Source organism: Agarivorans sp. JK6 (genome assembly GCF_045277145.1).
In the GTDB taxonomy this organism is placed as follows: Bacteria; Pseudomonadota; Gammaproteobacteria; order Enterobacterales; family Celerinatantimonadaceae; genus Agarivorans; species Agarivorans albus.
Genome location: NZ_CP113525.1, coordinates 1919514 through 1933586, shown reverse-complemented (window position 1 = coordinate 1933586; position 14073 = coordinate 1919514). Strand labels below are relative to the sequence as shown.

11 protein-coding genes are annotated in these 14073 nt (G+C 44.8%); 3 read left to right on the top strand and 8 right to left on the bottom strand.

The features are described 5' to 3' along the window. Nucleotides 1–56: 56 nt before the first annotated feature. The 6 genes from fhuB to OV592_RS09125 form a co-directional block, all read right to left on the bottom strand. Nucleotides 57–2027: a Fe(3+)-hydroxamate ABC transporter permease FhuB gene (fhuB, locus tag OV592_RS09150; protein WP_406611166.1), complete on the bottom strand. Its 1971-nt coding sequence runs from the start codon at nt 2025–2027 to the stop codon at nt 57–59. Further along, on the bottom strand, nt 2024–2935 hold the full coding sequence (locus OV592_RS09145) for an iron-siderophore ABC transporter substrate-binding protein (protein WP_406611165.1): 912 nt from the start codon (nt 2933–2935) through the stop codon (nt 2024–2026). The genes fhuB and OV592_RS09145 overlap by 4 nt, the downstream gene beginning before the upstream one ends. Next, nucleotides 2926–3696 (bottom strand): ABC transporter ATP-binding protein, encoded by a 771-nt coding sequence (locus tag OV592_RS09140; protein WP_016402590.1) that lies wholly within the window; start codon nt 3694–3696, stop codon nt 2926–2928. The genes OV592_RS09145 and OV592_RS09140 overlap by 10 nt, the downstream gene beginning before the upstream one ends. Before the next feature lie 17 nt (nt 3697–3713). After that, complete coding sequence (locus tag OV592_RS09135; protein ID WP_406611164.1) at nt 3714–4430, bottom strand: siderophore ferric iron reductase; 717 nt, start codon at nt 4428–4430, stop codon at nt 3714–3716. 45 nt (nt 4431–4475) lie between these two features. Further along, a complete protein-coding gene (locus tag OV592_RS09130) occupies nt 4476–6617 on the bottom strand; it encodes a TonB-dependent siderophore receptor (protein WP_406611163.1) in 2142 nt (713 codons plus the stop codon). A 153-nt stretch (nt 6618–6770) separates the two neighbouring features. Next, nucleotides 6771–7634: an AraC family transcriptional regulator gene (locus tag OV592_RS09125; protein WP_406611162.1), complete on the bottom strand. Its 864-nt coding sequence runs from the start codon at nt 7632–7634 to the stop codon at nt 6771–6773. Nucleotides 7635–8046: 412 nt separating this feature from the next. Here OV592_RS09125 and OV592_RS09120 point away from each other — a divergent pair, with 412 nt between their 5' ends. From OV592_RS09120 to OV592_RS09110, 3 genes are all read left to right on the top strand, one after another. Then, the gene (locus OV592_RS09120; RefSeq protein ID WP_406611161.1) at nt 8047–9123 is read left to right on the top strand and encodes a DUF3179 domain-containing (seleno)protein; all 1077 of its coding nucleotides are present in this window, start codon (nt 8047–8049) and stop codon (nt 9121–9123) included. Nucleotides 9124–9299: 176 nt separating this feature from the next. Then, nucleotides 9300–10091, top strand: coding sequence for an SDR family NAD(P)-dependent oxidoreductase (locus OV592_RS09115; RefSeq protein ID WP_406611160.1), 792 nt, complete (start codon nt 9300–9302; stop codon nt 10089–10091). 53 nt (nt 10092–10144) lie between these two features. Continuing rightward, entirely contained in the window at nt 10145–11149 is a 1005-nt protein-coding gene (locus OV592_RS09110) for an AraC family transcriptional regulator ligand-binding domain-containing protein (RefSeq protein ID WP_406611159.1), read from the top strand. Between the two features lie 14 nt (nt 11150–11163). On the opposite strand, the gene OV592_RS09105 is transcribed toward OV592_RS09110, so the two are convergent. Further along, nucleotides 11164–11784 carry a class GN sortase gene (locus OV592_RS09105; RefSeq protein WP_152781027.1) on the bottom strand — a complete coding sequence of 207 codons (621 nt, stop codon included), beginning with the start codon at nt 11782–11784 and terminating at the stop codon, nt 11164–11166. 84 nt (nt 11785–11868) lie between these two features. Next, nucleotides 11869–14052, bottom strand: coding sequence for a marine proteobacterial sortase target protein (locus tag OV592_RS09100; protein WP_406611158.1), 2184 nt, complete (start codon nt 14050–14052; stop codon nt 11869–11871). Nucleotides 14053–14073 lie beyond the last annotated feature (21 nt).

Genomic DNA, 14073 nt, shown 5'->3' with positions numbered 1-14073 from the left:
TGGCAGCAATAGTAATACGCGCCGAGTGTAGCGTAATTAATTCTCATTTTCATTGATTAAGCTCTGGCCTGTCGCTGACCACGCACCAATAAGGCGATAAAATAAATACCACCAATAATTGATACCAAGGTTCCAGCAGCCACTTGGCTAGGATAAAAAATCCATTGGCTTATCAAATCTGCAAAAGACAACAATAAAGCCCCTACCAAGGCAGACACAATAATCTGTTGTTTAGCTAAACGCGCCCCTAGCATTACCGCAACATGTGGCGCTAGCAAACCCACAAATGCTACCGGCCCCATGGTAGCAGTTACCATGGCACACAGTAAGGCTACTCCCAGTAACATCAACACATAAGCTTTGGGCACAGCTAGGCCTCTTGCTTGTGCAAACGAGCGACCAGCTGAAATCAAACTTAGCCAAGGGTGTAACACATACAAACCTAAAATTACCACAAAACATACTGCAGCTAAGCGTAATGCGGCTTCTGGGCTAACCCGATAGGTAGAACCTGCCAACCAAGCCAAAATTTCGTATATCTCTTGCTGGCCGCTGGCTAACGCAAAGTGCACTAAACCTTCAATCAATGCCGCTAACGCAATACCACACAGAACCAGTTTGGCCGGAGAAAACTGCCGATAAGTACTAAACAAAAACAATAGGGCTAATACAATGGTACTGCCTAATATAGCCACCCAGGGAGATGCGCTAAAAATGCTGGCACCAGTGATAACGGTTAAACCTACCAAGCTCATGGTGGCCCCAGCAGAAACCCCTAAAATGTCCGGGCTAGCTAGAGGGTTAAAAATTAAACGTTGTAATACACACCCAGCCACCGCGAGCGCTGCACCAGCCGATACTGCAGTTAACCAGCGAGGCCAGCGTAATAACCAGTTGAATGCATCTGGGATCGCTAAGCTCCAACTTCCTGCATTATGCTGTCCCAGTAAAGAAAGCAAAGCAATTAAAGCAATAATAAAAGCAGCTAAGCCATAATAACGATTACGCCAACGCAATCTTGATTGAGGTAAGCTTAAAGAAAGCTGATCTTGCGCGCGTAACTGCCGCTGGCATAGCACTATAAGTATTGGCGCACCAACCAGTGCTGCTGCAATACCACTATGCACAACATCACCAATTTGCTCACTTAAGGCATTGGCTAATAAATCGGTGAATACTAATAGCAATGCACCAATAATGCAGCTCAACCATAGTTCATTAGTGGTTGTTCTTGCGCCTACGCGCCGCGCGATATTAGGACTAATTAACCCAACAAAACTAATCACCCCTACAGCAGTAATACTGGCCGCCACTAACCACACACCCACTACCGATAGCAGCAAAAACATTGGCACTACATTTAAACCACGTGCCGCTGCGCCTTGCTGGCCAAGTTTAAGTAAACTCAGGACCCGCGGGGCTAATAGAAAAATCAAAATTGCTGGCAACAAACGAGGTGCCAACCAAAGCGGCCAAAACCAATCATTTTGCTCTAAATCGCCAGCCCCCCAAATAAACAAGTTGCTAGCAAATTGCTCATTCAGCAAAATGATTGCGGTGGCCACCGCTCCTAAAACAATGTTTACCGCCATACCGGCCAGCACGACTGGCAAGCCACTAAGGTTGCGTATACCGACAATGGCGATGACCAAAAACATGGCGAACATTGCACCAATCATCGCGGCCGCCGCACTTAAATCTGCAATATCAAGCGGCACCCATAAGTTAAGCATCACCAAGGCTAGCCAAGCCCCTGAAGAGGTTCCCATTGTTAGCGGAGACAACAGAGGGTTTTGAGTGAGCTGCTGCATTAAGCTGCCCACTAAGCCTAAACTTGCCCCAACCATTAAGGCCATGGTCATACGTGGCAACAGTGAGTAAAGGTAAGCAAAATCTATAAATTGTTCAGGCTCGACACCGCCAATCAATTGCCATTGCCGCTGAAACGCTAAATCGCTACCAAACACTAGGCTTAATACCAAACCAAGCAGCAGCGCGCCAAGCGAGATGGAATACGCTTTAATCATTGAGGTGATAGTTCCAGTAAGCTTTTAGTTAAGGCTCGTGCGTTGTACAACACCGACATAGCGCCGCCATAACTCCAAGTTGCAGCAACACTGCTTACTCGTTGATGTTTCACAAAAGGCATTGCTTGCCATAGCCTAGAATTATCTAAGGCTTGATGATGCGCAAAAGGTTCAAAATACAACACCATGCCCTGCTCTACTTGGGCAAGTTCGGTAATGCGTTTTTTGGCCACGCCCCATTGGCTGCCTCGCTCTGGCATGGCAGAGCGAATACCTAAACGATTGAGAGCATGCACTGGAATAGAGTTTTCATCATAAAGATAAACAGAGCTGGTGCTGGCAAAACGAATAGCAGCAACTTCTGGCAGCTCTCCACCATAAGCCTTAAGCAGCTGCTGGGAGAGTGAATCTAATTCTTGTTGAGTATCTGCCAAGCGTTGCTGGGCAAACTCTGTTTTATTCAGTAACTGAGCGATTCGAAGGTAGTTCTCTACCACCGCTTCAGCGTTTTTGTGTTTAGCGCTGTAGTTTTGATAGAACAGTACTGGTGCAATGGCCGATAAACGCGCCATAAGGTCTTTTTGTGGAGAAGCAATAAGAATAACGTCGGGCTTTAGTTCAGCCAGTAACGACAGATTTGGCTCGGTGCGTGTGCCAATATCCACCACCCCTTGCGGTACCTCGGGTTGTACTACCCATTCTTGATAGCCGCCAATGTCAGACATAGCAATAGGTGTAACGCCCAACTCCAGCACTTGCTCGGCAACATCCCAGTTAAGTGCGGCAACTCTTTGCGGGTGCGCACTCAATTTATGGGTTCCGAGGCTATCTTCAACCATGATGTCTGCCTTAGCAGCAGCCGTAAATAAGCAAAAAATTAAACTAATGCGAGTGAGTGCTACAAACATACTGTTGCCACCTTGGTGTGATCTTGAGGGTGCTCAAGCAACTTAATATTGCTGGCAAATAAATCGGATAACGTCGCTTCATTCTCCAACAAACTTTTAGGGCCAGAAAACACCACTTTGCCGTGTTTTAAGGCAATAACATTGGTGGCGTAGCGCAAAGCCAAATTAAGTTCGTGAATAATTACCACCATGCCCTTTTGAGTTTGTTTGTTGAGCGATTGAAGCAACTCCATAAGCTGGTATTGATGGCTAATGTCTAAGGCTGAAGTCGGCTCATCAAGTACCAACAATGGCGACTGCTGCGCCAATAACATCGCAATAAATGCACGCTGGCGCTCGCCGCCACTTAGCTCATCGACAAAACTGTCCCGATATTCAACTAAATCAGTTTGAACAATGGCCTGCTCAATCGCCTGATAATCTTGAGGCTGCCAGCGGCCAAAACTTCCACGCCATGGAAAACGCCCCAGCTTGCACAGCTCATGTACTGTCATACCTGCAACTTGCGGTAGTTGCTGAGGAAGATAAGCCACCAATTGCGCTAACTCGCGCGCTTTATAGCTAGCTAAGGTTTTGTTGTTAAGGCTTATCTCACCGCTATCTGGCGAAAACTGCTGGGTTAACAGATTGACCAAGGTAGATTTACCAGAGCCATTATGCCCAAGCACTACGGTAAAAGCAGTGGGATCTATGCTTAGTTCATCAATAGACAATATGCTTCTATTATCACGCTCAACGTTTATCTTGCTTAATTGATACATCTTTATTGTTCTGCCTTTTATTTCGGCTCGCATGGGCAGCCAACACAATAACTCCCCTGCTGTTTTTTATAGTCCATACAACAACTCACCCTCGCAACTTGCAGGCTACCTTGTGGGTCTTCAAATAATGTTGCTCGGGGTTCAAGAGGCAGTGCTAAATCTTGCAACCAATGTTGAAATTCATGCTCGACAAGTTCGGGCTTAATCACTTGCTGGCTAGCTTTTACTCCACGTAACATCATATCTAATACCCCGTCGGCGATATTTCGATAAGCGGTACTAGGGCTGATCCGAGCCACTTGGCTAAAATCTTTTAGCAGCTGATCCAGCAAAACACGTAGAGATTGTGCAATTGATTTACGTAGTAAAGCAGCAGACTCAAATTGCTGCCAAAGCGCTAACTCGTTAGCTTCAAAACGATAACCAAATACATTGCCTAAATGATAACGCTGACTTAAACGAGATAAATCGGGGCTGGCTTGCACTTGGTAACAAGCAATCAAAGCAAGGCTGATAGGTTGCCAAGCCAACATGCTCCAACTGCGACTTTGCCAGTAGATTTTGCCCGCTTCTGGATGCTGTAACTGCCAAAACTGATACAGTTCACCCATGCTATCTACAGAGCCTTCACGCACCCATTGTTCGGCCGAATCTACAGGACTCAGAAACTCAAAAGCTGCAACAGCAAATTGTTGCAGCATTTGGTTATAGTGTTTATCGCTATTTACCGTCATTACTACTCGGAGCTAGCAATAATTTGCTAGCTCCGTAACCCTTATTTAGAAGCCCATTTTTAGTCGAGCAACCACACGGCGCTCGTCATTTGCCCAACAATTTAAGGTGTCGTAACAACTGTAAGACTCTTTATCAAACAAGTTGGTTACTGCTAACGATACCGCAGATCTCTCTAACCCGCTGCCTAAGCGGCCAAGGCCATAGTTAACTGAAACGTCTGCCACTGTGTAGCCGTCTACCGTGCTACTATTGGCTGCATCAATTTGAGTTTCGCCAATGTAGCGCACACCACCACCTAAGGTTAAGCCATCTAAGCTGCCACCAAAGAAGTGATAGTTTGCCCATAAGTTGGCTAATTGATCAGGAACCCATACCGGCGTTTTACCTTCTAAGCCTGAGTTATCTTTAGTGATCTCAACATTTTGATAGGTATAACTTGCGGTAAGATCCAGATTAGGCGTTGCCCACCAGCGACCTTCCGCTTCAAAACCTTTCGATACCGATTCACCAACCTGAATCTGATGATGCGGAGCACCATCTGGGTCTTGAGTTAAGGCACCTTCTTTAGTGATATGGAATGCTGCTAAGTTAAGCATTTGGCTCATATCTGCTGAGTTGTACTTAATACCACCTTCCCATTGGCTGCCAGTTGAAGGCTCAAAGGCATTACCGTCTTTGTCTGTTCCCGGCGTTGGCTCAAAGCTGTCGGCGTAGTTAATGTATGGCGAAATACCATTATCAAACTCGTACAAGCCACCTAAACGGTAAGAGGTGTTGTTTTGATCCACACTGTCGGTGTAGTCACCAGCTAGGTGGTAAACACTGTCACTTTTGTATTGGTCAAAGCGAGCACCAGCCATAACAATTAGGCGGTCGATACGCATTTGGTCTTGAATATACACACCAGTTTGAGTGGTTTTGTAACTGTTAACTTGGTTATAACCGTCTGGATTACCTTTGATGTAATCGTAAACTTCATTCGGGTTTAGTTGATTATTGTCTGGCGCATAAATATCAATGGATGTTGTTGCTCCATCGTAGTATGTCACCTCAGACTTTAACTGCTGCCAATCAAAGCCAATCAATAAGCTATGCTCAACCATACCCGTGGTGAAGTTACCGTTTAGTTGCGTATCGGTAGTCCAACCTTTAGAGCTTTCATCCGTTAGGTATGCGCGGCGGTATACGGTTCGCCCATCAGTTGGCTCTAGGCCTACATTGTAAGTATTGTGCTGCAGTGCTTTTGCATCTAAGTAACGGGTAGCGTGCAACAGGGTCCAATTACTGTTGAACTCATGGTTAATTTTAAAGCCATACAAGCCAAACTCGCGTTCAAACTTGTTCCAGTTTTCGTCACCGGTGAATAAGTTTTTCGATAGCTTACCGTTCGGATTGTCTAACACCGTGCCATAAGCTGGCATGGTGGTGTAAATACCCGCATGAGGATCGTTTTGATAATAAGCATTTAGGTTAACCAGCGTTTTATCGCTCACATGCCAATCAATCGACGGAGCGATAAGGTAACGCTCTTGCTGAGAAGTATCGGCCATTCCATCTTGTTTAGTTGCTTTACCTAAGAAACGGTAAGCAACATTGCTGTCACCTATTTGACCGCGCGAATCAACTGTCGCTTCTAGTAGGTTATGACTACCTGATGCTACGCTTACATCGGTAGCACGCTCCATAGTTGGGCGCTTAGCAATAAGGTTAACCATACCACCTGGCGGCATTGCGCCGTAAAGCACCGAAGTTGGTCCTTTAAATACTTCTACCTGTTCTACCGCAAAGGCGTCAATTTGTGGTTGTAGATTCCAAGCATTGTATTGCAGCTGTAAACCATCGTAGTAGTTTTGATAGTTAGTAAAACCACGAATATTGAATAGATCTAGGCGATTAACTGCCCCACCGCGCAATTGAGTGTGCACGCCAGGGGTGTAGCGTAGTGCCTCTGAAACCGAGTTTACTCCGCGTAAATCTAAGGTTTCGCGATCAATGGTTGAAATTGACTGCGGTGTTTCTTCTGGCAACAGTGCTGTTTTAGTTGCCGTATTACGGTAAGTTTTTCCTAGTACTGTTAGCTTTTCGTCTGCTTGTTTTTCGCTAATGGCGGCTTCTTCAGCCAAAGCTGGTGCACTCAATACAGAGGCCACCAGCATCGCAATGGGAGTGATTTTAGTATTAAACATGATCCGTTTGTTATCTCTTGTTAACGCAAAGTTAAATGCTACTGATAATGATTCTCATTTATAATTCTATACAGATCACATTTTAAAAACTTAACAATTTGGTGCAAATAACAAGATTTTTTGCATTATTTACAGCGAGATTGACTTAAATCATCATTTTTGAATAGGTAGGAAGTATTCCATCGTCGCGCTTGGCGACTGCGGTTGGTAGTTCTCGGGATAACATTCTAGCTCGTAGCCATCTACCCCTTGGTATTCAGATTCTGGCAACCATTGATGAATAAACCAATCGATGGTGGCAGCCAAGTCTTGAATAAGCCCGGTGTGGCTAACAATGGCATACAGTTGTTGTGGCACGTTCCAGCACTGTAGCTGTTCAGAGGCTTCGCTTAATTGCTGGCTACCCGCTAAGTAATTAAGTTTACCGCTAGCGTGAATATTTAGGGTGTCCACCACTCCAGTTAATCCTTCACTTTGCATCGGATACAGCTGATGGAAACTGCGCCATAAAGAAGGAACTTTTAGCTTAAAATCTGCTTGGGGGGTATACAAATTATCTATTTGCCCCGCCACACCGTAGACCTTAAATGCAGGCCGGCTCTCTATGCGAACCTCTATCATTCGTTGAGTTTGGCTACGCGGGTTATCCATTAGCACCATTGGAGCACTAATGCCTTGGCGGTCACCGCGGCGTTTATACGCGCCGGGAGCGAGCCCAAAATGCTGTTTAAAGGCGCGGCTAAAGCTTACTTCAGAGTTAAAGCCATATTGCAGTGCGATGTCGGTTACTCGCATTTTTCCATCAAGTAATTGCTCTGCCGCTCGGCTCAACTTTTGTTCACGCACATACTTGGCTAAGTTTTTATTGGTGAGTTCCTGAAAAATACGTTGCAGCTGCCAGCGCGACCAACAGCTTTGCGCGGCTAAATCATGCACACTCATGCTTTGCTCAATATTCTGATGAATAAAAGCAAGCAAGCTTTTTATGCGATTAAGCTGCGGGGACAGGCGCGACAATATAGTTCCTTATACATTACCGGATAACTGACTGTTGGTTGCTTAAAGGTAATACGATTCGCCTAAGCGTTTCAACAGCTGCCTACTTTTAACTTATTTAATTATAATGGCACAAGATTTTTATCTACCCTTCTATGGCCAAGGCATCATTCATTAGTGGCCAACAACCAACACTTAGCCACAGCCTCTATAAATAGTTAGCTTAAGTTTCTATTCGTTCACTATTTGCAACAATGCTTCCCATTAACAGGCATTACTCCCAACTCATCGCTATGTAAAACTTTAACCAAGTTTTGAATCGATACGGCAGTTAACTGCCACTCATTAAGTGAAGTGAGCGAGAGCAAAAGTGCAGCGTTATTGTTGAAGCAGACCTAAGCGCTAACAGCAATTTGCTCACAGGGGAGGAATAATGAAAATACTCTTTAATTTGTATGCATTAACATTGGCACTAATTGCTATTTTTTGTGCAGTGTTAATGACCGAGCCAGGCCAAACCATTGGTGTACCCAGAGATTGGGTTTTACACTATTTCCGCTATATGCCTTACTTTTGGGCTGCGCAAGCCATTGCACTAGGCATTTTATGGTTGGCAAACAGCAAAGGAAAATATTGGAAGCCGATGTGGATGGTGCTGTCTACTGCAGGAGTCGCCGTTACCTTTTGGGCGCAATCTTATGCCATGCCAACGGCTTTTCCAACAGAGCAGTTTTCCGCGCAATACTACTCGGTAGAGCAAGCTGACAAACTGATTCCTGAAGAAGACTCACGGGTATACGTTGTTGAGCTGGGTAAGCAAAGTTATATCTTCCCACGCTATCACTTACAAGTACCGCACGTGGCTGGCTTTGAACAAGATGGCACCGAGTATGCTGTTACCTACTGCGGTTTATCAAACCTGCCAATGGTGGTGGAAACTGATTATGGCTTGGGTGAGTCAAACCTACAGGTATTAGGCCAAGTACATAACAACCTTGTATTTAAAGACATCAATAATGGTACCGCTATTCAGCAAATCACCATGCAGTCTGAGTTTACCGAGCACCAAACATCTGTGCTTCCTAATACCCAAATGGAGTGGGAAACTGCCAAAGCCTTGTACCCAGATGCTCAGGTCTACATTTATGGAATGGAACGCTTAATTGACGAAGTGTTGTTGGGTTTATTTGAACAACCACTTAAGAACCAACGTAACATTGAAAACCCAGATTTCATCTTTGATACCTTGAACTTGGACGATACTCGCTTAAATCCAAAACTAGAAGTATTTGGTTATGACAATGGCAGCGAGCAAATTGCCATCGACCCAGACTTTGCTAGAAATAACAATGGCTTTACTTTTGAGTTTGGCGGAGAAACCTTACAAATAGAAACCGATGGCGAAATTGTAAAGCTGCTTAATAGTGAAGGTAAACAAGTGGCTACTCATAACGGTGTTCACTACGGTATTTGGACGCAGTTCTTCCCCAACACCCTAGTACTTAGCTAAAAGCTTATCGCTGATTAACAACTAAAGGCCGCACTAGCGGTCTTTTTCGCATTAAGCATTTTGTTTTTTGTGTTTTGGCACGAATGGCTAGTAAAGTGTCACCATCGGAAAAGATTTTGTCCTTTTCTGCTAATAAACTGGCTACATAAAATAACTACAGCAGCTAGGAACACAACATGACTTTGCAAACAAATAACGTCGCTTTAATCACTGGTGCTTCAGGTGGCATAGGCAAACAATTTGCTTACTTACATGCCGCAAAAGGCGGCGATTTAGTTCTTGTAGCGAGAAGTAAACAAAGCCTAGAAACACTAAAAGTAGAGCTTGAGAATCAATATAAAGTATCAGTGACAGTTATTGCCCAAGACCTAGCCAAGACTGATGCAGCCAAAACATTGTTCGAGCACACCGAAAGTTTAGGTATTCAGGTCGATATGTTAATCAATAACGCAGGTTTTGGTGGTCATGGTAAGTTTCACGAGCGCGACCTCGCTGCCGAACAAGCAATGATGCAACTAAACATGGTGACCTTAACCGAGCTTAGCCATCTTTACTTACAAGGCATGGTAGCAAGAAACAGAGGCAAAATTCTTAACGTTTCTTCAACAGCATCAATGTTACCGGGGCCTTTACAAGCGGTGTATTACGCCAGTAAAGCGTATGTCACCTCATTTTCTCAAGCACTTGCAGAAGAAGTTTCAGATACAAACGTTACCGTTACTGTGCTGTGTCCCGGAACAGTAAACACTGGTTTTGTTGAAGCAGGCAACCTACAAGGCGTAGATGCTTGGAAAAATGCAGCGAGTGCTGAATCAGTAGCAAAATGTGGCTATCAAGCCATGGAAAAGGGTCAACTATTAGTAATTAACGAGGCTAGCTTACATTTTATGCTCAACTGGATTATTCCCTTATTGCCACGTAAATTAGTATTAAAGCTATCTCGCCAAGCAATGGAAAAGACCGCATAAGATAAATGCTTAGGCTTAGTAAATTTAACTAAGCCTTCCATTATGGAGAAACAATGAAACCTGCTTCAAAATTTCCGCTTCACCAAGGTTGGCAAGTAATGCTCGCCGACTTTGGTATTTCACCCAGTGAACTACTTCGAATTGCTAAACTGCCTGCAGATTTATTCACTCGAGAAGGCGCAATGCTTACCAGTAGCGAATACTTTCGGTTTTGGAATAGTTTGGACCAACTGGTTGGCGACAGGGACATAGCGCTATGTTTTGCTGATAGTTTTTGTGTTGAAGCCTTTGATCCGCCTATCTTTGCCAGCTTATGCAGCCCCAACTTTAAAGTAGCCTTAATGCGCCTGCAGCAGTTTAAACCGCTAATCGCGCCGTTAAAGCTTGAAATAAAAACCGACCAAGAGCTTACTCGCTTAAGCTTACAGCCCTTAGATAAACAACAAAGTCTGTGTCGAAGTTTAGTATTAATGGAAGCGGTGTTTTTTACTCAACTACTCCGTACCGCAACAAGAAAACATATTCAGCCTCTAACCGTTACTTGCCCTAAAGGCATTACCGCCGGCCAACAATACCAAGCATATTTTGGTGTTGCAGTGAGCTCTGGAGAAACGCTCAGTTTAGCTTTTCGCACCAGTGATACAGAGCAAGCATTTCTCACCGAAAACAATGGTATGTGGAACATCTTTGAGCCTGAACTAAAAAAACGCTTATCTCAGATAGAAAGCAATGTAGCTACCGAACAAAGGGTTAAAAGTGCCCTGCTGGAGCTCATTCCCAGTGGTCAGGTATCAATAGAAAACGTTGCCAGCGAGTTAGCAATGAGTAAACGTACCCTACAACGAAAACTCAGTGCCGAACAGGTTAATTACCAAGGGGTGTTAAATCAAACAAGGCAAGAGTTAGCCGAGTTTTATTTAAGTCGAACGGTCATTTCAAGTTCCGAAGTATCCTTCTTGCTCGGGTTTCATGAAGCAACATCTTTTTATCGCGCCTTTGCCGCATGGACAGGCAGAACGCCCGAGCAATACCGCGAACAACACAGTCAGCGGCATTAGTCGTCATTGTTGGCTTATATAGCCGCAGGTTTATTCACATGCAGCGCTTCAACAATATAGCGCTGCTCTGCTCCGCCACTCAGTTGGTTGAAGGGATAACAGGTGATCAGGGTTAAGCGGTTATCATCACTGGGCGCCATAAACTGGGTATCACTTTGATGAGCAATTTGTGTATTCACCACTTGGTAAAGCAGTATTTCACCGTTCTTGGCTTCTACTTGTAATAAATCACCTTTGTTTACTGCTGCTAAGTTAGCAAAATGGGTATCACGGTGCCCAGCAATAACAGTATTACCTACTTCGCCAATAGGAGCTCCGCTTAATACTAAACCAGGACCAAAAGCCAAGGTTCTGCCCGAAGCGCCAGCTAATACATAAACCGATTCAACCTGATGCTTAAAACCAATACTTTCTTGTTTGGTTACAAAGCTAAGTTTTGCAACTGGATAGGTATCGGCCCAGTGCCAAGGTTTATGTATTTGTTGGTCATCTAAGGTTTGCTGCCAAGCTTGAGCAATAAGAAACTGCGCCAAATATGCCTTTGCTTGAATATAAGCGCCGTGGCCCAGTACCAAAATCCCCAACAAAAATAGACTACATGGCACTGGATGTTTAGCTAAAAAACTAATGCTCATAATGTTCCCTAAAAGCAGTGAATTGTGAAAAGTAGAGGTTTGAGTAGCCACCAGCTTGGTTAGCTGGTGGCTCTCTAGCTGCGTTTATGGTTTGAACTTAACGAGCCCTGCTAAAGGCTTTTCTCTAAGCATTAACATGGCAGCAATTAGCAGAACTAAACCGAACAAAATGTGCAATCGGCTTGCTGTTGAGGTTTGAGGCAAAGCGGCAGGAGGTTGCCAACCATGCGGCATTCCGCCATCTATCTGCTTATCTAAAACAGGTAGGTTTGCCGGCCTAGCAGGCGTTACATCTACGGCAACCAAACTGGTTTGCGAGCTCACTAGGTGATACTTAAGCGCCAAGGCAAGGACTTGTTTTTCTACCCTCTCTTCATACAGGTAGCGATTGCTAAGCTCTAAGGCTGCGATATAGTGGCGCGCCCACAGTAAATCTAGGCCTGCTGCCGGCTGCTTGGTTTGTAAGTTAAGGCTGCGTTGCCAAAATTGCCCATCAATATTGCCACTTACCACTAATTGCGGTTGCGTCCCGCTGGGTAACTTAAGACTAAGCATCAATGGTTGGCCTAGGTACAAATCGGGAATGCTGCTTGGCCAATACTCTGGCACGGTGCCATCACTAAAGGCGAGCTGAACATCACTCACTACGGGGTGTGCAATCTGTTTAAATAAGCGGGTGACCTGCTGTTTAACCTCGCTCTGCTTGCCAATATAGGTGAATGTACCCTTGCCTATCTCAGCAGCCCTCTGCATGAAATGAGAATTTGGCGCTGAGCCAATCCCTATGGTAAATAAGCGATTATCTGCCAGGCGATTATCGATTAGCTCGAACAATGACTGTTCATCACTCACTGCACCATCAGTAATAAAAATCACTTGGCGTAAGGCGTTCGAGGCTGCTTGTTTGGGGTCACTGAGCGCAACGTTTAAAGCAGAAAACATTTCGGTTCCGCCATTAGCGCTTAGACCATTGATAAAGCGGCGCGCTTTGGCTTTATTGCTAGCATTGGCGCTAACTGCATTGGGCTTAAAACGACGATAGTTTGAATTAAACTCAATAATATTAAAGTAATCCCCTTCTGCTAATCCAGACAGGGCTTCATGCAAGGCCTCACGCGCTTGAATCATCGACTCTCCCGACATTGAACCCGAGGTATCAATCACTAAAATCAATTCTCTGGGAATATCGATAATATCGGCAGGCTTGCCTTGAGGTGGCATCAGCATTAACAAGGCGTAATCGTCTTTGGCAGGCAATTGAGTACTTGAGTGAGTTAAACCAGTTTGACTGTACAAGGCTGCCTCAGGTCGACTGCCCACTATGGGTCGCCACTTTAAAACAAAGTCACGATTGGCTTTGCTATCGAGCAAGCTTATGTCGATGGTGCCGTCACTACGAATGCTCTTATCTATTGGGTGATAAAGGCTCTCTAAGGTTTCGAGCTCAAAGCCACTATTTAGGGCTATATGCAAATCTGCCTTGAGTGAGGGTTGGCTTCCGGCCTGCGCATATTGGCGAGCGCTATGGCGCAATAGCTGATAAGCCTGGTTAAATTCACTACTGTTATTTTCTTGTTGATATGGCTCTTGCAACAAACTGGCTAAAGACAAAGGCATTTCGCTTTCATCTGCCAGCGTTCTTCTAACTTGGTCTTTAAATATTTGTGGGGTATAACGTGGATTCACCACCATAGGAAAACGTAAGCTAAATTCGCCATCTTCATAGCTGAGTTGCTGCTGATACGATATCTTCACCACCAAGCTTTGGTTTGGCCCTAAATTAGCCACTGCAGTGGTAAAAATATTTGGTCGCAACTGCTCAAGCAAACTAGCGCGCTTGCCCTGCTTTTTGGCTGTTTCGAAAGTACGTTTGGCTTGTTTCTTTTCTTGAATCTGGCCTTCAATAACGCGCTCTCCTACCACCAGCTGCATCTGATCGACCGCGGCATTATTGGGTAAAGGAAACATATAAGTGCCGTTTACCCACTGCTCACTATCATTGACAAAAGTTTGGCTCAAAGTAACCCTATTGGTCATGCCAGAGATTTGCATGTTTACCTCTGTAGATAAAGGCAAACTGTACTGGCGCTGCCCGTTGCTATTGAAATACACCAAGCTGGCTTGCTCAGATTGTTCAACAACATCTCGCTCGGTGTGCAGTGCCGCTTGGCTGGGCGACACAAAGGCCGCCCATAATATGATGAATGCGCCGCCAAAAGAGACGCTATAGCAAAAGCGGGTACTGATTTTCAGTAGATCTATTTTCATAACGCTATCTCCTTTAGCTGC

Coding starts and splice junctions, on each gene's coding strand:
- fhuB (WP_406611166.1), bottom strand. CDS start 2,027: ATGATTAAAGCGTATTCCATCTCGCTTGGCGCGCTGCTGCTTGGTTTG.
- OV592_RS09145 (WP_406611165.1), bottom strand. CDS start 2,935: ATGTTTGTAGCACTCACTCGCATTAGTTTAATTTTTTGCTTATTTACG.
- OV592_RS09140 (WP_016402590.1), bottom strand. CDS start 3,696: ATGTATCAATTAAGCAAGATAAACGTTGAGCGTGATAATAGAAGCATA.
- OV592_RS09135 (WP_406611164.1), bottom strand. CDS start 4,430: ATGACGGTAAATAGCGATAAACACTATAACCAAATGCTGCAACAATTT.
- OV592_RS09130 (WP_406611163.1), bottom strand. CDS start 6,617: ATGTTTAATACTAAAATCACTCCCATTGCGATGCTGGTGGCCTCTGTA.
- OV592_RS09120 (WP_406611161.1), top strand. CDS start 8,047: ATGAAAATACTCTTTAATTTGTATGCATTAACATTGGCACTAATTGCT.
- OV592_RS09115 (WP_406611160.1), top strand. CDS start 9,300: ATGACTTTGCAAACAAATAACGTCGCTTTAATCACTGGTGCTTCAGGT.
- OV592_RS09110 (WP_406611159.1), top strand. CDS start 10,145: ATGAAACCTGCTTCAAAATTTCCGCTTCACCAAGGTTGGCAAGTAATG.
- OV592_RS09105 (WP_152781027.1), bottom strand. CDS start 11,784: ATGAGCATTAGTTTTTTAGCTAAACATCCAGTGCCATGTAGTCTATTT.
- OV592_RS09100 (WP_406611158.1), bottom strand. CDS start 14,052: ATGAAAATAGATCTACTGAAAATCAGTACCCGCTTTTGCTATAGCGTC.